This is a genomic window from Pseudomonas sp. Q1, from assembly GCF_009935975.1.
In the GTDB taxonomy this organism is placed as follows: domain Bacteria; phylum Pseudomonadota; class Gammaproteobacteria; order Pseudomonadales; family Pseudomonadaceae; genus Aquipseudomonas; species Aquipseudomonas palleroniana.
The window spans coordinates 124,866-141,519 of record NZ_QODI01000012.1; the positions used below are offsets into that span (position 1 = coordinate 124,866).

At 60.4% G+C, this 16,654-nt stretch carries 16 protein-coding genes; 13 read left to right on the plus strand and 3 right to left on the minus strand.

Going from position 1 to position 16,654, the window contains the following annotated elements; genetic code table 11:
* Positions 1 to 2 precede the first annotated feature (2 nt).
* The 11 genes from iolB (at position 3) to DK870_RS19810 (ending at position 11,720) form a co-directional block, all read left to right on the plus strand.
* Complete coding sequence (gene iolB / locus DK870_RS19765) at positions 3 to 791, plus strand: 5-deoxy-glucuronate isomerase (protein WP_060757175.1); 789 nt, start codon at positions 3 to 5, stop codon at positions 789 to 791.
* A 10-nt stretch (positions 792 to 801) separates the two neighbouring features.
* Positions 802 to 2,733, plus strand: coding sequence for a 3D-(3,5/4)-trihydroxycyclohexane-1,2-dione acylhydrolase (decyclizing) (gene iolD, locus DK870_RS19770; protein WP_161549464.1), 1,932 nt, complete (start codon positions 802 to 804; stop codon positions 2,731 to 2,733).
* A 19-nt stretch (positions 2,734 to 2,752) separates the two neighbouring features.
* On the plus strand, positions 2,753 to 3,763 hold the full coding sequence (locus tag DK870_RS19775) for a Gfo/Idh/MocA family protein (RefSeq protein WP_060757173.1): 1,011 nt from the start codon (positions 2,753 to 2,755) through the stop codon (positions 3,761 to 3,763).
* Between the two features lie 135 nt (positions 3,764 to 3,898).
* Positions 3,899 to 4,927 (plus strand): Gfo/Idh/MocA family oxidoreductase, encoded by a 1,029-nt coding sequence (locus DK870_RS19780; RefSeq protein ID WP_161549465.1) that lies wholly within the window; start codon positions 3,899 to 3,901, stop codon positions 4,925 to 4,927.
* A gap of 128 nt (positions 4,928 to 5,055) precedes the next feature.
* On the plus strand, positions 5,056 to 5,232 hold the full coding sequence (locus DK870_RS29380) for a hypothetical protein (RefSeq protein ID WP_162843538.1): 177 nt from the start codon (positions 5,056 to 5,058) through the stop codon (positions 5,230 to 5,232).
* Between the two features lie 50 nt (positions 5,233 to 5,282).
* The gene (locus DK870_RS19785) at positions 5,283 to 6,218 is read left to right on the plus strand and encodes a sugar ABC transporter substrate-binding protein (RefSeq protein WP_161549466.1); all 936 of its coding nucleotides are present in this window, start codon (positions 5,283 to 5,285) and stop codon (positions 6,216 to 6,218) included.
* Positions 6,219 to 6,283: 65 nt separating this feature from the next.
* Positions 6,284 to 7,837 carry a sugar ABC transporter ATP-binding protein gene (locus DK870_RS19790; RefSeq protein WP_060757170.1) on the plus strand — a complete coding sequence of 518 codons (1,554 nt, stop codon included), beginning with the start codon at positions 6,284 to 6,286 and terminating at the stop codon, positions 7,835 to 7,837.
* 25 nt (positions 7,838 to 7,862) lie between these two features.
* Positions 7,863 to 8,885 carry an ABC transporter permease gene (locus DK870_RS19795; RefSeq protein ID WP_060757169.1) on the plus strand — a complete coding sequence of 341 codons (1,023 nt, stop codon included), beginning with the start codon at positions 7,863 to 7,865 and terminating at the stop codon, positions 8,883 to 8,885.
* A 334-nt stretch (positions 8,886 to 9,219) separates the two neighbouring features.
* Positions 9,220 to 9,624 (plus strand): TraR/DksA C4-type zinc finger protein, encoded by a 405-nt coding sequence (locus DK870_RS19800; RefSeq protein ID WP_060757168.1) that lies wholly within the window; start codon positions 9,220 to 9,222, stop codon positions 9,622 to 9,624.
* Positions 9,625 to 10,168: 544 nt separating this feature from the next.
* Entirely contained in the window at positions 10,169 to 11,404 is a 1,236-nt protein-coding gene (locus DK870_RS19805; protein WP_372241684.1) for a methyl-accepting chemotaxis protein, read from the plus strand.
* Positions 11,405 to 11,516: 112 nt separating this feature from the next.
* Entirely contained in the window at positions 11,517 to 11,720 is a 204-nt protein-coding gene (locus DK870_RS19810) for a hypothetical protein (RefSeq protein ID WP_060757166.1), read from the plus strand.
* An 8-nt stretch (positions 11,721 to 11,728) separates the two neighbouring features.
* Here the strand turns inward: DK870_RS19810 and DK870_RS19815 are convergent, their stop codons facing one another.
* Together DK870_RS19815 and DK870_RS19820 are read right to left on the minus strand one after the other, a co-directional pair.
* Complete coding sequence (locus DK870_RS19815) at positions 11,729 to 11,965, minus strand: DUF2789 domain-containing protein (protein WP_060757165.1); 237 nt, start codon at positions 11,963 to 11,965, stop codon at positions 11,729 to 11,731.
* Positions 11,966 to 12,101: 136 nt separating this feature from the next.
* Positions 12,102 to 12,401: a hypothetical protein gene (locus DK870_RS19820; RefSeq protein ID WP_235594061.1), complete on the minus strand. Its 300-nt coding sequence runs from the start codon at positions 12,399 to 12,401 to the stop codon at positions 12,102 to 12,104.
* Positions 12,402 to 12,786: 385 nt separating this feature from the next.
* Here DK870_RS19820 and DK870_RS19825 point away from each other — a divergent pair, with 385 nt between their 5' ends.
* Both DK870_RS19825 and DK870_RS19830 read left to right on the plus strand, forming a co-directional pair.
* Complete coding sequence (locus DK870_RS19825; protein ID WP_060757163.1) at positions 12,787 to 13,236, plus strand: hypothetical protein; 450 nt, start codon at positions 12,787 to 12,789, stop codon at positions 13,234 to 13,236.
* Between the two features lie 128 nt (positions 13,237 to 13,364).
* Positions 13,365 to 14,381: an ABC transporter substrate-binding protein gene (locus tag DK870_RS19830; protein WP_104993437.1), complete on the plus strand. Its 1,017-nt coding sequence runs from the start codon at positions 13,365 to 13,367 to the stop codon at positions 14,379 to 14,381.
* Positions 14,382 to 14,523: 142 nt separating this feature from the next.
* On the opposite strand, the gene DK870_RS19835 is transcribed toward DK870_RS19830, so the two are convergent.
* On the minus strand, positions 14,524 to 16,650 hold the full coding sequence (locus DK870_RS19835) for a TonB-dependent siderophore receptor (protein WP_161549468.1): 2,127 nt from the start codon (positions 16,648 to 16,650) through the stop codon (positions 14,524 to 14,526).
* Between the last annotated feature and the right edge of the window lie 4 nt (positions 16,651 to 16,654).

Below are 16,654 nucleotides of genomic sequence, written 5' to 3' on the forward strand. Positions count from 1 at the left end.
TGATGAGCTTGCTGGTCAAAAGCAGCAAACGCGGACAAACCATGGTGGCCCTGGAAGCCGGGCGCCTGGAGTACGTGGGTTTTTCCGCTTACCGCCTGAGCCTGGGCGAAACCCTGCCGGTCAGCGCCGGGGATAACGAGCTGTGCCTGGTGCTGCTCAGTGGCCGGGTCGATATCCAGGGCGAGGGCTTCAACTGGCAGAACCTCGGTGATCGCCAGTCGGTGTTCGAGGAGAAGTCTCCGTTCGCCGCTTACCTGCCGCCCGGCACCGAGGCCCAGGTGACGGCGTTGAGCGATGTGCAAATCGCCGTTTGCGCCGCGCCCGGTGCACCGGGTTTCGAACCGCGCCTGATCCGCCCCGAACAGTGCAGGCGCAGCGTGCGCGGCAAGGGCGCCAACACCCGCTATGTCTGCGACATCCTGCCCGACAGCGAGCCGGCGCATTCGCTGCTGGTGGTGGAAGTGCGCACGCCGTCCGGGCATTCGTCGAGCTACCCGCCGCACAAGCATGACACCGACGACCTGCCGCGCCAGAGCTTTCTCGAAGAAACCTACTACCACCAGATCAACCCGCCCCAGGGCTTCGTGTTCCAGCGCGTCTACACCGATGACCGCAGTATCGACCAGGCCATGGCCGTGGAAAACAGTGACCTGGTGGTGGTGCCCAAGGGCTATCACCCGGTCAGCGTACCGTATGGCTATGAGTCCTATTACCTGAACGTGATGGCCGGCCCCAAGCGTGCCTGGCATTTCCATAACGACCCGCAGCACAGCTGGCTGCTGGACCTTTAAGGGGCGCTTCATGACCACAACCCGACTGACCATGGCCCAGGCCCTGGTGAAGTTCCTGGATAACCAATACATCGAAGTCGATGGCGTGCAGAGCAAGTTTGTCGCTGGGGTATTCACGATTTTCGGCCACGGCAATGTGCTCGGCCTGGGCCAGGCCCTGGAGCAGGACAGCGGCGACCTGGTGGTGCATCAGGGGCGCAACGAGCAGGGCATGGCCCACGCGGCCATCGGTTTCGCCAAGCAGCACCTGCGTCGCAAGATCTACGCATGCACGGCGTCCGTGGGCCCGGGTGCGGCGAATATGCTGACCGCCGCCGCGACGGCCACCGTCAACCGCATCCCGTTGTTGCTGTTGCCCGGCGATGTGTATGCCAGCCGCCAGCCCGACCCGGTGTTGCAACAGATCGAGCAGTTCCATGACTTGAGCATCAGCACCAACGACGCCTTCCGTTCCGTGAGCAAGTACTGGGACCGTATCAACCGCCCCGAGCAATTGATGACGGCGGCCATTCACGCCATGCGCGTGCTCACCGACCCGGCCGAAACCGGCGCGGTCACCCTGGCCCTACCCCAGGACGTGCAGTGCGAAGCCTGGGACTATCCCGATTATTTCCTGCAAAAGCGCGTGCATCGCCTCGAGCGTCGCCCGGCCACCACGGCGATGATCGAGGATGCCGTGGCGGCGTTCCGGGGCAAGCGCAAGCCGCTGATCATCTGCGGTGGCGGGGTGCGTTACTCCGGCGCGAATGCTGCGCTGCAAGCCTTTGCCGAACGTTTTGATATTCCCTTCGCCGAAACCCAGGCCGGCAAGAGCGCCGTGATCTCCAGCCATCCGCTGAACGTCGGTGGCCTGGGGGAAACCGGTTGCTTGGCGGCCAACCTGCTGGCGCCGCAAGCGGACCTGATCATTGGCGTCGGCACCCGTTACACCGACTTCACCACCTCGTCAAAGTCGCTGTTCAAACATGCCGAGGTGACGTTCCTCAACCTCAATATCAGCCCCTGCGACGCGTTGAAACTCGATGGCGTGCAAGTGCTGGCGGATGCGCAAGTCGCCCTTGACGCGCTGGCCGATGCGCTGGGGGATTATCGCGCCGGTTGGGGCGAGCAGATCCAAGAGGCCAAGGCACTGTTCGACGCCGAGGTAGACCGTGTGCACCAGGTGGAATATCAGGGCGACGACTTCGTGCCTGAGGTCGATGACCGCCTGGACCGTGCGGTGCTGCGTGAATTTATCGAGCTGACCGGCTCCTGCCTGACCCAGAGCCGCGTGCTCGGCGTGTTGAACCAGACCCTGGCCGACGACGCGATCATCGTCGCCGCCGCCGGCAGCCTGCCCGGCGACTTGCAGCGCGCCTGGCGCAGCAAGGGCGTCAACACTTACCACGTCGAGTACGGCTATTCGTGCATGGGCTACGAGATCAATGCGGCCCTGGGCGCGAAGCTGGCCGAGCCAAGCCGGGAGGTCTATGCACTGGTGGGCGACGGTTCCTACATGATGCTGCATTCGGAGCTCGCCACCTCGATTCAGGAGCGGCGCAAAATCAACGTGGTGCTGTTCGACAACATGGCCTTCGGCTGCATCAACAACCTGCAACTCGGCAATGGCATGGACAGCTTCGGCACGGAATTTCGCTTTCGTAACCCCGAGAGCGGCAAGCTCGATGGTGGGTTGGTGCCGGTGGATTTCGCCATGAGTGCGGCGGCATATGGCTGCAAGACTTACAAGGTCAGCACGCTGGAGCAACTGGAGGCGGCCTTGGCCGATGCGCGCACGCAGACCGTCTCGACGCTGATCGACATCAAGGTACTGCCCAAGACCATGGTGCATGGCTACCTGTCGTGGTGGCGGGTGGGCGTGGCGCAGGTTTCCACCAGTGAGCGCACGAATGCGGCGGCGAAAAAACTCAATGAACAGCTGGCCAAGGCCCGGCAGTACTAATAACAAGAGGAATGAATCTATGTCGTTGAAGCTTGGAGTGATCGGTACGGGTGCCATCGGCCGGGACCATATCCGGCGTTGCAGCCAGACCCTGCTCAACAGCCAGGTGGTGGCAGTCACCGATATCAATCTTGCGCAAGCCGCCCAGGTGGTGGCGGACTTGAAGCTGGACGCCGAGGTGTACCCAGACGGCCATGCGCTGATCGCCTCACCCCAGGTCGAGGCGGTGCTGGTGACGTCCTGGGGGCCGAGCCACGAAGCGTTCGTGCTGGCGGCCATCGCCGCCGGCAAGCCGGTGTTCTGCGAGAAACCCCTGGCAGTGACGGCCGCGGGCTGCCGCAGGATTGTTGACGCAGAAGTGGCATACGGCAAGCGCCTGGTGCAGGTCGGTTTCATGCGCCCGTATGACGAAGGCTATCGCGCCCTCAAGGCCGTGATCGACAGCGGCCGGATCGGCGAGCCCCTGATGTTGCACTGCGCGCACCGCAACCCGAAGGTCGGCGAGAACTACAAGACCGACATGGCGATCACCGACACGTTGATCCATGAGCTGGATGTACTGCGCTGGTTGCTCAACGACGATTACGTCTCGGTGCAAGTGGTGTTCCCACGCAAGTCGAGCAAGGCGTTGGCCCACCTGCGCGACCCGCAGATCGTGCTGCTGGAAACCGCCAAGGGCACGCGCATCGATGTGGAAGTGTTCGTGAACTGCCAATACGGCTATGACATCCAGTGCGAAGTGGTGGGGGAGACCGGCATCGCCAAACTGCCGGAGCCGTCCCAGGTGCAATTGCGTAGTGAGGCGAAACTGTCGAATGCGATTCTGATGGATTGGAAAGACCGGTTTATCGCGGCCTACGACGTGGAGCTGCAAGCCTTCATCGATGGCGTGCGCGCAGGCCAGGTGGGCGGGCCTTCCGCGTGGGATGGGTTTGCGGCGGCGGTGGCGGCGGACGCCTGTATCGAGGCGCAGGGCAGTGAGCAGATTGTGAAAGTCAGTCTCCCTGAGCGCCCGCACTTCTACGGCTGAGCGAACCTGTGGGAGGGGGCTTGCTCCCAATAGGCCGCGCAGCGGCCTCAAAAAATGAGCCTGCTACGCAGTCCATCGGGAGCAAGCCCCCTCCCACATATGGATTGGGTTGGCCGTTCAAGAAGGAGTTGAAGCATGCGAATTGGACTAGTCGGCTACGGCCACGGCGGGCGATTTTTTCATGCGCCGCTGATTGCCACACTGCCGGGGGCCACCTTTGTCGGGGTGGTGACACGCTCAGCGGAACGTCGGCAGCAATTGAACAGCGACCATCCCGGGGTGAAGGCGTTTGACAACATCGGCCAGATCGTCGAGGCGGGTGTCGACGCGCTGGTCATTTCGACCACGCTCAAGGGGCGCCCGGCGCTGGTACTGGAGGCCATCGAACACGGTGTCGCGGTGGTCAGCGACAAACCCTTCGCGGCCAATGCCGAGCAGGCCCAGGCGTTGATTACCGCCGCCGAACGCCAGGGCTCGCTGTTAAGCGTCTATCAGAACCGGCGATGGGATTCGGACTACCTGACCCTGCGCAAGCTCATCGACGCCGGTGCCCTGGGCGAGATCACCCGGTTTGAATCCCGGGTCGAACGCTACAGCCCGCAAGCGGTGGGCAATGCCAGTGGCGGTGGCTGGCTGCGGGACCTGGGCAGCCACTTGGTGGACCAGGCGCTGCAACTGTTCGGCCCGGTGGACCGGGTGTTCGCACAGCTGCAGTTCAGCCGCGACTACCCCAGCCTCGACCACGGGTTTTTTGTCAGCCTGACCCACGCCAATGGCGTGATTTCCCATTTATGGGGCAGTGCGCTGCAAAACAGCCAGGCGCCGCGCTTTCGGGTGAGTGGTACCGGAGGGTGTTACACCGTGGACGGGCTGGACGGCCAGGAAGAAGCCTTGATGGCCGGCAAGTCACCGAAAACCGAAGGTGAGCATTGGGGCGCTGAAGAGCACCGGCGCTGGGGTTGGTTCGAGCAGGGGCCGGAACGCGAGCGCGTGCCGTCGGAGAAAGGCTGCTGGACCGAGTTCTATCGTCAGTTGCAGCGCGCCGTGCAAGGCCAGGGCCCGCTGCCGGTGGAGGCCTGTGACGCGCTGGAAACCACCCGTATATTGGACGCCGCACGCCTGAGCGCCGAGCGCCAGCAGGTGGTTTCAACAAAAATGGAATAAAATTCCAAAACATATTGATATAGAAATTATTTTCCAATAAAGTCTTTTCCAGGTTGCAAAAAAGTACGTTCGAACCCGATTCGCACGGCTCAACAAAAACAAGATCAAAAACAACCAGGTACCGTCAGATGAAAATCTTCAACGCTGTACTGCGAGTTTTACGCCCCGCCTTTGCGTCACGCGGTCTGCCCCGCCCCCGTCCGTTTTACTTCTCTTTCCTGAATGTGCTGTGCGTCGAAAACCAGGGCGCGCTGGTGTGCTGCATTCCCGGCGCACCGGTGGTCCGACTGCCCGCCGAGCTCTGATCAACGCAACGTCCAAAAAACCAACAAAAAAATGTGGAGACAGACCGTTCATGAAGACCCCGATCCGTTTTACCGCGCTGGCCCTGTCCATCCTGCTGACCAGCGGCGTTGCCGCGGCCGCCGATCTCAAGATCGGCGTAAGCATGTCGCAGTTCGATGACACCTACCTGACCAGTGTGCGCGACAACATGCTCAAGCAGGCCAGTTCCTATCCCAAGGGCGATGGTGTGCAGCTGCAATTCGAAGACGCGCGCGCCGACGTGGTCAAGCAACTGAGCCAGGTCGAGAACTTCATCAGCCAGAAAGTCGACGCCATTATCGTCAACCCGGTCGACACCGCCTCCACGGCAAGAATCAGCAAGGAGGCAACCGAAGCCGGCATCCCGTTGGTCTACGTCAACCGTCGGCCGGATCAGAAGGATCTGCCCAAAGGGGTCGCGGCCGTGACGTCGAATGATGAAGAGGCCGGCCGCATGCAGATGCAGTACATCGCCGAAAAATTGGGCGGCAAGGGCACGATCGTGATCCTGCTCGGCGATCTGGCGAACAACTCCACCACCAACCGCACCAAGGGCGTCAAGGAAGTTTTGGCCAAGTATCCGGGTATCAAGATCGAGCAGGAACAGACCGGTGCCTGGCTGCGCGACAGGGGCATGACGCTGGTCAGCGACTGGCTGACCCAGGGCCGTGCGTTCAACGCGGTGATTTCCAACAACGATGAAATGGCGATTGGCGCCGCCATGGCCTTGAAATCGGTGGGGACCAAGCCGGGGAGCGTATTGATCGCGGGTGTCGATGGTACGCAGGACGGTTTGAACGCGGTGGCCAAGGGTGACCTGGCCATGTCGGTGTTCCAGGACGCCAAAGGCCAAGGGGACGGCGCGGTAGAAGCGGCACGCAAGATGGCCAAAGGCGAAACGATCGAACAGAACATTGTCATCCCGTTCAAGCCGATCACCGCCGACAACGTCAAAGACTTCAAGTAGCCCTGGTATAACAACAATAAGCCGGCAGGGCGGTCTCGGCCGTCCTGCAGATGGAGTACTTTTCTATGCTCGCTCAAGCGACTGCTTCGCAGCCTCCGGGTATCCAGCCTGTCGAACCGCAAGAACCCTACCTGTTGGAGATCGTCAACGTCAGCAAAGGCTTTCCCGGTGTCGTGGCTCTGGCCGATGTGCAACTGCGTGTGCGCCCAGGTACGGTGCTGGCGCTGATGGGGGAGAACGGTGCGGGTAAGTCGACGCTGATGAAAATCATCGCCGGGATCTATCAGCCGGACGCCGGCCAGATTCGCCTGCGGGGCAAGCCGGTCAAGTTCGAAACGCCCCTGGCGGCGCAGAAGGCCGGGATCGCGATGATCCACCAGGAGCTCAACCTGATGCCGCACATGAGCATCGCCGAGAATATCTGGATCGGGCGCGAGCAGCTCAACAGCCTGCACATGGTCAACCACCGCGAAATGCACCGCTGCACGGCGCAGTTGCTGGCGCGCTTGCGCATCAACCTGGACCCCGAGGAACAGGTGGGCAACCTGAGCATCGCCGAACGGCAGATGGTCGAGATCGCCAAGGCGGTGTCCTACGACTCTGACATCCTGATCATGGACGAACCGACCTCGGCGATTACCGACAAGGAAGTCGCGCACCTGTTTTCGATCATTGCCGACCTCAAGTCCCAGGGTAAAGGCATTGTCTATATCACGCACAAAATGAACGAAGTGTTCGCCATCGCCGATGAAGTGGCGGTGTTCCGTGACGGCCAGTACATCGGTTTGCAACGTGCCGACAGCATGAACAGCGACAGCCTGATCTCGATGATGGTCGGCCGTGAATTGAGCCAGTTGTTCCCGGTGCGGGAGACACCGATCGGCGAATTGTTGCTCTCGGTACGCGACCTGAGGCTGGACGGCGTATTCAAGAATGTCTCGTTCGACCTGCACGCCGGTGAAATCCTCGGTATTGCCGGGCTGATGGGCTCGGGACGCACCAACGTCGCAGAGACCCTTTTCGGTATTACCCCAAGCGACGGCGGGCAGATCACCCTTGATGGCAAGGCGGTCCGCATCACGGACCCGCACATGGCAATTGAAAAAGGCTTCGCGCTGCTGACCGAAGACCGCAAGCTCAGCGGTCTGTTTCCGTGCCTGTCGGTGCTGGAAAACATGGAAATGGCGGTGCTGCCGCATTATTCGGGTAATGGCTTTATCCAGCAGAAGGCCCTGCGGGCGCTGTGCGAAGACATGTGCAAGAAGCTGCGGGTGAAAACCCCCTCCCTTGAGCAGTGCATCGACACCTTGTCCGGCGGCAACCAGCAGAAGGCCCTGTTGGCGCGTTGGCTGATGACCCACCCAAGGCTGCTGATTCTCGATGAGCCCACTCGCGGCATCGATGTAGGCGCCAAGGCGGAGATCTATCGCTTGATCGCCTTCCTCGCCAGCGAAGGCATGGCGGTGATCATGATTTCCTCGGAACTGCCCGAAGTGCTGGGCATGAGCGACCGGGTGATGGTGATGCACGAAGGCGAACTGATGGGCACCCTGGACCGTGCGGATGCGACCCAGGAAAAAGTCATGCAGCTGGCTTCCGGTATGACGGCAGTCCACTGACGCAAGCATAAGAAGGTGATTGGCTATGAATGCGATAACAGAAAACAAACCGGCCACGGCCCCGGCCAAGAACCGTCGACGCCTGCCCACCGAGCTGAGCATTTTGCTGGTGCTGATCGGCATCGGGTTGGTGTTCGAACTGTTTGGCTGGATCGTGCGCGACCAGAGTTTCCTGATGAACTCCCAGCGCCTGGTGCTGATGATCCTGCAGGTGTCGATCATCGGTCTGCTGGCGATTGGCGTGACCCAGGTGATCATCACCACCGGTATTGATTTGTCCTCGGGCTCGGTGTTGGCACTGTCGGCGATGATTGCCGCCAGCCTGGCGCAGACGTCCGATTTTTCCCGGGCAGTGTTTCCCAGCCTGACGGATCTGCCGGTCTGGATTCCGGTGGCGATGGGGCTGGGCGTGGGGCTGCTGGCGGGGGCGATCAACGGCAGTATCATCGCCGTCACCGGTATCCCGCCGTTCATTGCCACCCTGGGCATGATGGTTTCGGCCCGTGGCCTGGCGCGTTACTACACGGAAGGCCAGCCGGTGAGCATGCTGTCGGATTCGTACACCGCAATCGGCCATGGCGCCATGCCGGTGATCATCTTCCTGGTGGTCGCGGTGATCTTCCATATTGCCCTGCGCTATACCAAATATGGCAAGTACACCTATGCCATCGGCGGCAACATGCAGGCGGCGCGTACCTCGGGTATCAACGTCAAGCGTCATCTGATCATTGTCTACAGCATTGCCGGTCTGCTTGCCGGGCTGGCCGGTGTGGTGGCCTCGGCACGCGCCGCCTCCGGCCAGGCCGGCATGGGTATGTCCTACGAGCTGGATGCGATTGCCGCCGCTGTGATCGGCGGCACCAGCCTGACGGGCGGGGTAGGGCGCATTACCGGTACGGTGATCGGCGCACTGATCCTCGGCGTGATGGCCAGCGGGTTTACCTTTGTGGGCGTGGATGCGTATATCCAGGACATCATCAAGGGCCTGATCATCGTGGTGGCGGTCGTCATCGACCAATACCGCAACAAGCGCAAGCTCAAGCGCTGACGCGCAGCCGCAAGTCATGAGCCACAAGCGGCAAGCCGAGCTTTACAGCTTGTCGCTTGCAGCTTGCGGCTTATAGCTGTTTCACGAACTTTCCTGCTATAAACGCACTCCGATGACCATTCTCCGAGCCCGTCCTGATGCTTCTGGGGGTTATCTCGGAAAAATTGCCTGTCTTTTCAGTTGCTGCGCTCTCAAGTCGGCCTTAGACTGCCGCCCCTCGTAAATTGAGTGCCGGGTGGCGCTTGGAATGGATGGCGCCCTTCCGAGACCTGAAGAGGTCGACCGGAACGCTCCCTTATTCGCCTTAATGCACGTATTTTTTATAGAGAAATCAATGACAAAGGAAAAGTTGCTGGCCATGCCGGCAGATGACTACATGAATGCCGAACAGCACGCTTTTTTCGAGCAGATGCTGCAAGACATGAAAGTGGAACACCACGCGCGCATTGAACAGAACCGCATCGCCATTGAAAGCCTGGACACCCCGGCCGACCCGGCTGACGCCGCTTCCGTTGAAGAAGAGCGCACCTGGCTGGTAAACGCCATCGACCGCGACCAGCGCATGCTGCCGCAACTTGAGCGCGCCCTTGAGCGTATCAAGGAAGACTCCTTCGGCTGGTGTGATGACAGCGGCGAGCCTATCGGCCTCAAGCGCCTGCTGATCAGCCCGACCACCAAGTACTGCATCGAAGCGCAAGAGCGCCACGAGCAGATCGACAAGCACCAGCGTCAAGCCTGATGCGGTGAGCGGGGGGCCGTCCCGTCGGCTCCCCCGAGAAATATCCGTTACACCCTGGTTATTGATCTACTGCAGGTTCTCCCACTAAAGGCCCATGGATAATGGCTCGATAGTGGCGTTTAATGCAGAAACAATAACGACAAGCAGCGGGGTAACGACGATGGCTGGAGACGGATCTCTGATGGGCGCATCAGTGCCGCCGCACACGGTGACGCGCGCGCTCCCCCGCTGGCTGACGCCATTTTTGCAGAGCACTGCCCTGGTGCTGGTACTGCTGGGCCTGGCGTTCGCCGGTTTGCCGATATACCTCTGCCTGCCGCTGGCCTTGCTGGTCATCTGGCTGCCTTCCCTCAAAGCTCGTACACCACGAGTGGCACCGGCCCAGGCCGTCGATGCGATAGGCGAGCTGACCCGCGATCTGTCCTATACCACCAGTCATAACGCGCTTTCCGCTGCGGGCGTGGCCTATTCGGTCAAGCAACTGGCGGCGCGGGTGCAGTCGCAGCTGGGTGCCGCCAGGCAGATCGTCAGCAGTGCCGAAGTGATGATCGGCACCGAGCAGGTGACCGCACAACTCAGCCGTCAGGCCCTGGAGGCGGCCAGCCAGGCCCACCAACGCAGCACCGAAGGTCGTGAAGTGCTGGCTGAGTCGATCACCCGCATGCGCCAACTCAGCCAGCGCGCCAATGCCAGCCGCGAGCTGATCGAAGCGTTGAGCCAGCGCAGTGAAGAGATCCAGCGCGTGACCCTGGTGATCCAATCCATCGCCAGCCAGACCAACCTGTTGGCGTTGAATGCGGCGATTGAAGCCGCGCGTGCCGGTGAGCATGGGCGTGGATTTGCCGTGGTGGCCGATGAAGTGCGCGGCCTGGCCGGGCGTACGGCCTCCGCCACCGATGAAGTCGGCGTGATGGTCGCCGATATCCAGCAGCGCACCGCCCAGGTGGTGGAGCAGATTCGCCAGTTGTCGGCGGACCTGCATATCGGCGTCGAGCGGGTGGAGCAGGCCGGCGAACAGCTGGAAAGCATCGCCAGCCTGGCTGCGGGTGTGGAAGGGCAGGTCAATGAAATTGCCCAAGGCACCGATACCAACCAGGCGCAACTCGACAGCCTGTTTCATGCCGTGGAACAGATGCGCAGCGATTTGTCGGAAAGCGATCAGCAAACCCGCCAGTTGGCCGAGGTTGCCGTGCAAATGGAAGGCCAGGCTGAAACGATCAGCGAGCGCCTGGCGCAAGTCGGGCTGGATGACTATCACCAGCGTATCTATGACCTGGCCCGAGAAGGTGCCGCGCGCATTGCCGAACAGTTCGAGGCCGATATCCAGCAGAATCGCATCAGCCTGGAGGACTTGTTCGACCGCAGCTATACCCCGATCCCGAATACCAGCCCGAGCAAGTACCACACGCGTTTTGACGGTTACACCGATCAGGTGCTGCCGGCGATCCAGGAAGCCCTGCTACCACGCCATGAAGGACTGGTGTTTGCCATCGCCTGTACGCCTCAAGGTTACGTGCCGACCCACAACAAGGCGTTTTCCCACGCCCTGACCGGCGATGCCCAGGTCGACGCGGTGCAGAATCGCACCAAGCGCAAGTTTGATGACCGTACGGGGATTCGTTGTGGCAGCCATCAACAAGCCGTGTTATTGCAAACCTACACGCGTGATACCGGCGAACTGATGCACGATTTGTCGGTGCCGATCATGGTCATGGGCCGGCATTGGGGCGGCTTGCGCCTGGGCTACAAACCCGAAGCCGCGAAGACCCATCGCCAGTGATTGTTGCGGTTTATGCAACGCAGCTATTCCGGGGATAGCTTTTTCCTACTGGCAGAAAACCGTAGCATGCTGAACATTGTTAGCCAGCTAACTAATGCGACGGAGAAGCTCCATGCAAAACAAAGTCGATGTGGCGGTGATGATCGGCAGCGGCGTGCCTGCCACCCTGCGTGAGCTGGGCCAGAAGGCTTGTTGGGTGGTATTGCTCAATGGCGAGCAACGCGGCACGGCGTTCGCCAGCCGCGATGAAGCAGAGGAGTGCAGGGCTGCCTGGCAAGCGTTGATGAACCTGGAAAAGTCAGACAGCCTGCACTGAGGCGTGCGTTATTGCGGTTGATGCAGGCGCTGGTTCAGTTCATCCACCGGGATCGCCCAATCGGCGTCCTCGCGCAGTTCTTCCTTGAGAAATTGTGCTTGTTGCGGCGTCCAGAACGGGGCGTCGATCAATTTCACGTCGTCAGGCAGCGGATGGGCGGCGATGAATGCGTCGATGGCTTGCGGCGTCGAGTCCAGGCCCAGTTGTTCGAACAGGGTTTCAAGGGTGGGGATAGGCGCGTCCATTGTGGGTTCTCCATGCAGGATGAGGGTCGTTGTGCATGTGAGGCTTTGGCCCCGGCAGAGTTCTATCGGATTATCCTCAATGGAGCGTGCGCGAATCCAAGGCAGCCCTGAGGGCTGTGTACGCCGTGCCGGTCGGTCATCCCTGCGTCGCAACAATCCCGGCCTGAAAGGCTTGCAGCCCGGCCTCAAGCTGTTTGGCCAACTCACAGGCCTGGATATGGTCGCTGCGAAAGCCTTTGACCCTGCCGCTGGTGACTTCAAGAATATGAAAAAAGTTCTTTCCGGCCGGAACCACCTGATAAAGGACCGAATTCAAGTACCCATCGGGGTTGTGCAGGCAGTAGTATTGGCGCCCATCATGACATGTTGAACGAATGCGCGAAGACGTAGCGTCGTGTTGAGGTCGGTTCATCGTCAGCTCCTGTCGCTCGATCATGTTGACCCATCAGCAGCGTTTCGGGTGGTTTTGTTCGGTGTTGCTGTTTTAGTATTGTCGTCGGCAGTCCACGCCTGGTTCCATGCTCTAGTCTTTTCTTTTGTGTCAGGTGTCAGAAACTGCGTTTTTAATAAGGTTATTCTCTGAAGTTGGTCGACCCGTATTCTCGGGTTGTTGAACCTGTGATCTGCTGTGGTACCGGATGGCCCTTGCACAAGGTCTGTCGCGCCCGTCTGTACGAGTCTTATGGCGCCCCAGCGGGGTCTCTTCAGTTTTTTGACGAATGTGCGATCGCGCCGTAACGGCCGTTTTTTTGTGCTGCCCGCTTCAGCGGACAGCACCTTTTTGATGTGGGGGCGTTTCCTTGGCAGTCAGTAATCTGGATATGCACGCGTTATTCGTGCTGGGTGATTTGCGCGCAAAGTTGGTCAAGCAGTTTCAATCCCGTTTTGTTTATGTCACTGAACAGACGCCGGAAGGTATTTATATCGCCGAGATCGATACCGAAACGGCAATGGTCGTGGACGATAAACCACGCCTGGAACTCAAGGTCGGCGACCATTTTCGCGCAGCCGTATTGCCCAGCCGTGAAGGTGGCAAGTTCGAACTCAAGTTTCGCGATATCAAGTTGACGGTGTACGGCTTGGGCGATTATGCGTTTGTCTCCTCGGCCGAAGGCCAGGGAATCCTGTTCAAGGAAGGCCACAGCGTGATGCTGGTGTTTGCCGCCAATGAACAATTGCAGGAAGGCCTGACCAAGACCCTCAAGGCCGTGACCGGCAAGGCCGCCAAGTGGCGCAAGGGTGAACTGGTGACCTTCAAGGCCAGTGAGTAACCCTGAACACGCTGTGTATCTTGCTCTTTTGGAACCTCTACTACAGTTGAGTTGACTTAACTATTCAGAGGCTTCGCGCATTGGCAGCAAAGCCGCCCGCTATGGCTGCGAAAATGCGAGGTGAAGGCATGAAAGGATTGAAATCGCTGTTGGCAGCATCCCTGACGACCTTGAGTCTGTCGCTGGCCTCGGTGCCGGTATCCGCCGCTCAGGCACCGGTGCATTTTGCCGACCTGAATTGGGAAAGCGGCAGCCTGATCACCGAGGTGCTGCGTTTTATCGTCGAGAAGGGCTACGACCTGCCCACCGACACCTTGCCCGGTACCACCATCACCCTGGAAACCGCCCTGGCGAAAAACGATATCCAGGTGATCGGCGAAGAGTGGGCCGGCCGCAGTCCCGTATGGATCAAGGCTGAGGCTGAAGGCAAGGTGCTGGGCCTGGGCGATACGGTCAAGGGCGCCACGGAAGGTTGGTGGGTGCCGGAATACGTGATCAAGGGCGATCCCGCCAAAGGTCTCAAGCCCCTGGCGCCGGACCTCAAGACCGTGCAGGACCTGGCGCGCTACAAAGAGGTGTTCAAGGACCCTGAGTCACCTGGCAAAGGGCGCTTTCTCAACAGCCCGATCGGCTGGACCTCGGAAGTGGTCAACGCACAAAAGCTCAAGGCGTATGGCCTGGACGGTAGCTATGTGAATTTCCGCAGCGGTTCGGGCGCTGCACTGGACGCCGAGATCGCCTCGTCGATTCGTCGCGGCAAGCCGGTGCTGTTCTACTACTGGTCGCCAACGCCCCTGATGGGGCGTTACAAGCTGATCCAGCTGGAGGAACCGGCGTTTGATGCCGAGGCCTGGAAGACCCTGACCGACGCGGACAACCCTAACCCACGGCCAACGCGTTCGCTGGCGTCCAAGTTGAGCATTGGCGTGTCGACGCCGTTCCAGAAAGAACATCCGCAGATCGCGGAGTTTTTTACCAAGGTGCAGTTCCCCATCGACCCGCTGAACAAAGCCTTGGCGACCATGAGCGAAAACCACACGCCACCCCGGGAAGCGGCCCAGGCGTTTCTCAAGGCGCATCCCGAAGTGTGGAAGGCGTGGGTGACGGATGATGTGGCGAGCAAAGTCGAGGCAAGCCTGAAATAACGACACGTGCTGCAGCCAAGTCGCCCTAATGCTGGTCAGTTAAGAGAGCCCGCTCACTACAGATGATGTGTTCTACATCCCACCATTTGACTGACTGGCATTAGGGCAAGTCCCCTCCCACATGTTTGATTACATTGCAGGTTCAGAACCGGGTTTGCATTGCCAGCTCGAACGTGCGTGGCGCCCCCAGGTAATACGCCGGCGATACATGGGCAAACTCGGCATACACCTCATTGGTCAGGTTACGCACCCGGCCGGTCACCGAGGTATGGGCGTCCACTTTGTAGCGCAGGAATGTGCCGAACAACGTATAGGCCGGCACCGTGAGGGTATTGGCGTTATCCGCATATACCTCGGCGACGTACCGCGCATCCACACCGCCTTGCCAAGCCTCGGCAAAATCATAAGTCAGCCACAGATTACCGACGCGCTTGGGCACGTTGGTCGGCGTGTTGCCCTTGCGCGATACCACCGCACCGCTGGCAAGTTTCTCATTGAAGTCATCGTACTCGGCATCCACCCAGGCAAAGTTGCCTTCCGCCAACAGTCGGGGCGTGATGCGCAGTGAGCTGGCCAGTTCGATGCCTTTGGACGATTGCGCTCCCACCGGAATGCTGTTGTTCGGATCCAGCGGGTCGGTGACGGCAAAATCCTTGCGCTCGATCCTGTAGGCGGCAACGGTGGCCGAGCCGCGACCGTCCAGGTAGTCGAACTTGCTGCCGACCTCCCACTGCCGGCCGGTGGACACATCGAAGACTTGGGTGGTGGTCGATGGTTGCTCGGCCGCCGTGCTGTATTGCACATACACATTAGCCGACGGGATGAACTGGTAAGTCAGGCCGACGCGGCCGGTCACTGGTTCCCAGCGGCGTTTGAAGTGACGCGGATTGGTGGCCGTTATCTGGCGGTGGTTGGTCACGTCGAGGTCGATGGCGTCGTAGCGCAGGCCCGTCAGCAACGAGAGTTTATCGGTGAGGCCCAGGCGGTTTTCCGCGAACAGTGCCTGGGTCGTCACTGCATTGGTCTTGTCCGGTACGAACCCTGGCCGGGTGCCCGGGATGTCGTAAAAGTGCCCAGGGTCGTAGTGGTTCGGGTCGACCGTGCTTTTACCCGGTACGTTCAGCGGGTGGTTGGTGGTGCTGTTGACCTTGTATTCAAAACCGCCCGACCAGGTGGTCGAAAGCCCCCACAACGTATTGTCATGACGCAGTTCGAACTGGTTGCCGTTCTGCTCACCCTGGTGGCGCACCTGATACGCGGTCAAGCGATTCACGGCGCTGTTGTCGGCGTTGTATTGGTAAGTTTCCAGGTTTCGATAGTCGCGCTGGCTGTCCAGGTGATAGAGGGTGTTCTTCAGCGTGGTGTTGTCGTTGATCCGGTAGTCGATGATCGAGCGCGCCCAGATCGTGCGCTGTTCGTATCGGCCATCGCCGACGTTGTAATTGTTGAAGCGGTTGTGCCGGTCGATCTTCAATTCGCCGGCCTTGGGGTTGAGCACCGGCGTGCCCCAGTAGGGGCTGTCCTCATGCTCATCCTGGTATTCCAGCGCCAGGGTGTGCGACAGGTGGGGCGTCAAGTCGCTGAGCACGGAAAACGCCAGGCTCCAGGCATCGCGCTGGTCGCGGTCGATGTAGCTGTGGTTGGTATTACGGCTGACGTCCAGGCGTGCGTAATGCTGCACCTCGGCGCCGGGTTCGGTCAGGGCGTGGTTGAGGCCCAAGGCCATACCGGCGGTGTCGTAACTGCCGTAGGTGAGCTGGCCTTCAGCCGCCTGTTCTTCGCGGGTTGCCAGTTTGGTCACATAGTTCAACGAGCCGCCCACGGAGCCGGCACCGTTGATTAAGGAGGAGGGCCCGCCGACGAGTTCGACCCGGTCATAGATCCAGGCATCCACTGGCCGCGCCAGGCCGGTGGCGACGTTGATACCGTTGAACATCTGGGTGATCTGGTTGCTCGTAAAGCCCCGATAGGACACAAACCCACCAAACCCCGGCGGTGCGCTGGCGTTGACGCCGGGCAGGGTATTAGCCGCATCGCGGAAGGTCTTGGCGCCATGGCGCTCGATATCATTGCGATTGGCGATGGCCACCGACGCCGGGGTTTCTCGCACACTCAGGCCAAGGCGCGACGCCATGCCGCTGGGCTGATCCAGCGCCAGGCCAGGCTCGGTGCTTTGTTCACCATCAATGGTGGTGGGGGCCAGTTCAAGTGCCCAGCCACAGACAGGCAGGCAGCCGAACAGGCCCGCCAACAGGGGTAAATGTTTCATGGTT

Excerpts from the sequence above, each read along its gene's own strand:
- DK870_RS19795 (WP_060757169.1), top strand. The coding sequence starts at position 7,863 with ATGAATGCGATAACAGAAAACAAACCGGCCACGGCCCCGGCCAAGAAC.
- DK870_RS19800 (WP_060757168.1), top strand. The coding sequence starts at position 9,220 with ATGACAAAGGAAAAGTTGCTGGCCATGCCGGCAGATGACTACATGAAT.
- iolB (WP_060757175.1), top strand. The coding sequence starts at position 3 with ATGAGCTTGCTGGTCAAAAGCAGCAAACGCGGACAAACCATGGTGGCC.
- iolD (WP_161549464.1), top strand. The coding sequence starts at position 802 with ATGACCACAACCCGACTGACCATGGCCCAGGCCCTGGTGAAGTTCCTG.
- DK870_RS19835 (WP_161549468.1), bottom strand. The coding sequence starts at position 16,650 with ATGAAACATTTACCCCTGTTGGCGGGCCTGTTCGGCTGCCTGCCTGTC.
- DK870_RS19805 (WP_372241684.1), top strand. The coding sequence starts at position 10,169 with ATGATCGGCACCGAGCAGGTGACCGCACAACTCAGCCGTCAGGCCCTG.
- DK870_RS19815 (WP_060757165.1), bottom strand. The coding sequence starts at position 11,965 with ATGGACGCGCCTATCCCCACCCTTGAAACCCTGTTCGAACAACTGGGC.
- DK870_RS19830 (WP_104993437.1), top strand. The coding sequence starts at position 13,365 with ATGAAAGGATTGAAATCGCTGTTGGCAGCATCCCTGACGACCTTGAGT.
- DK870_RS19785 (WP_161549466.1), top strand. The coding sequence starts at position 5,283 with ATGAAGACCCCGATCCGTTTTACCGCGCTGGCCCTGTCCATCCTGCTG.
- DK870_RS19790 (WP_060757170.1), top strand. The coding sequence starts at position 6,284 with ATGCTCGCTCAAGCGACTGCTTCGCAGCCTCCGGGTATCCAGCCTGTC.
- DK870_RS29380 (WP_162843538.1), top strand. The coding sequence starts at position 5,056 with ATGAAAATCTTCAACGCTGTACTGCGAGTTTTACGCCCCGCCTTTGCG.
- DK870_RS19775 (WP_060757173.1), top strand. The coding sequence starts at position 2,753 with ATGTCGTTGAAGCTTGGAGTGATCGGTACGGGTGCCATCGGCCGGGAC.
- DK870_RS19810 (WP_060757166.1), top strand. The coding sequence starts at position 11,517 with ATGCAAAACAAAGTCGATGTGGCGGTGATGATCGGCAGCGGCGTGCCT.
- DK870_RS19820 (WP_235594061.1), bottom strand. The coding sequence starts at position 12,401 with ATGATCGAGCGACAGGAGCTGACGATGAACCGACCTCAACACGACGCT.
- DK870_RS19780 (WP_161549465.1), top strand. The coding sequence starts at position 3,899 with ATGCGAATTGGACTAGTCGGCTACGGCCACGGCGGGCGATTTTTTCAT.
- DK870_RS19825 (WP_060757163.1), top strand. The coding sequence starts at position 12,787 with ATGCACGCGTTATTCGTGCTGGGTGATTTGCGCGCAAAGTTGGTCAAG.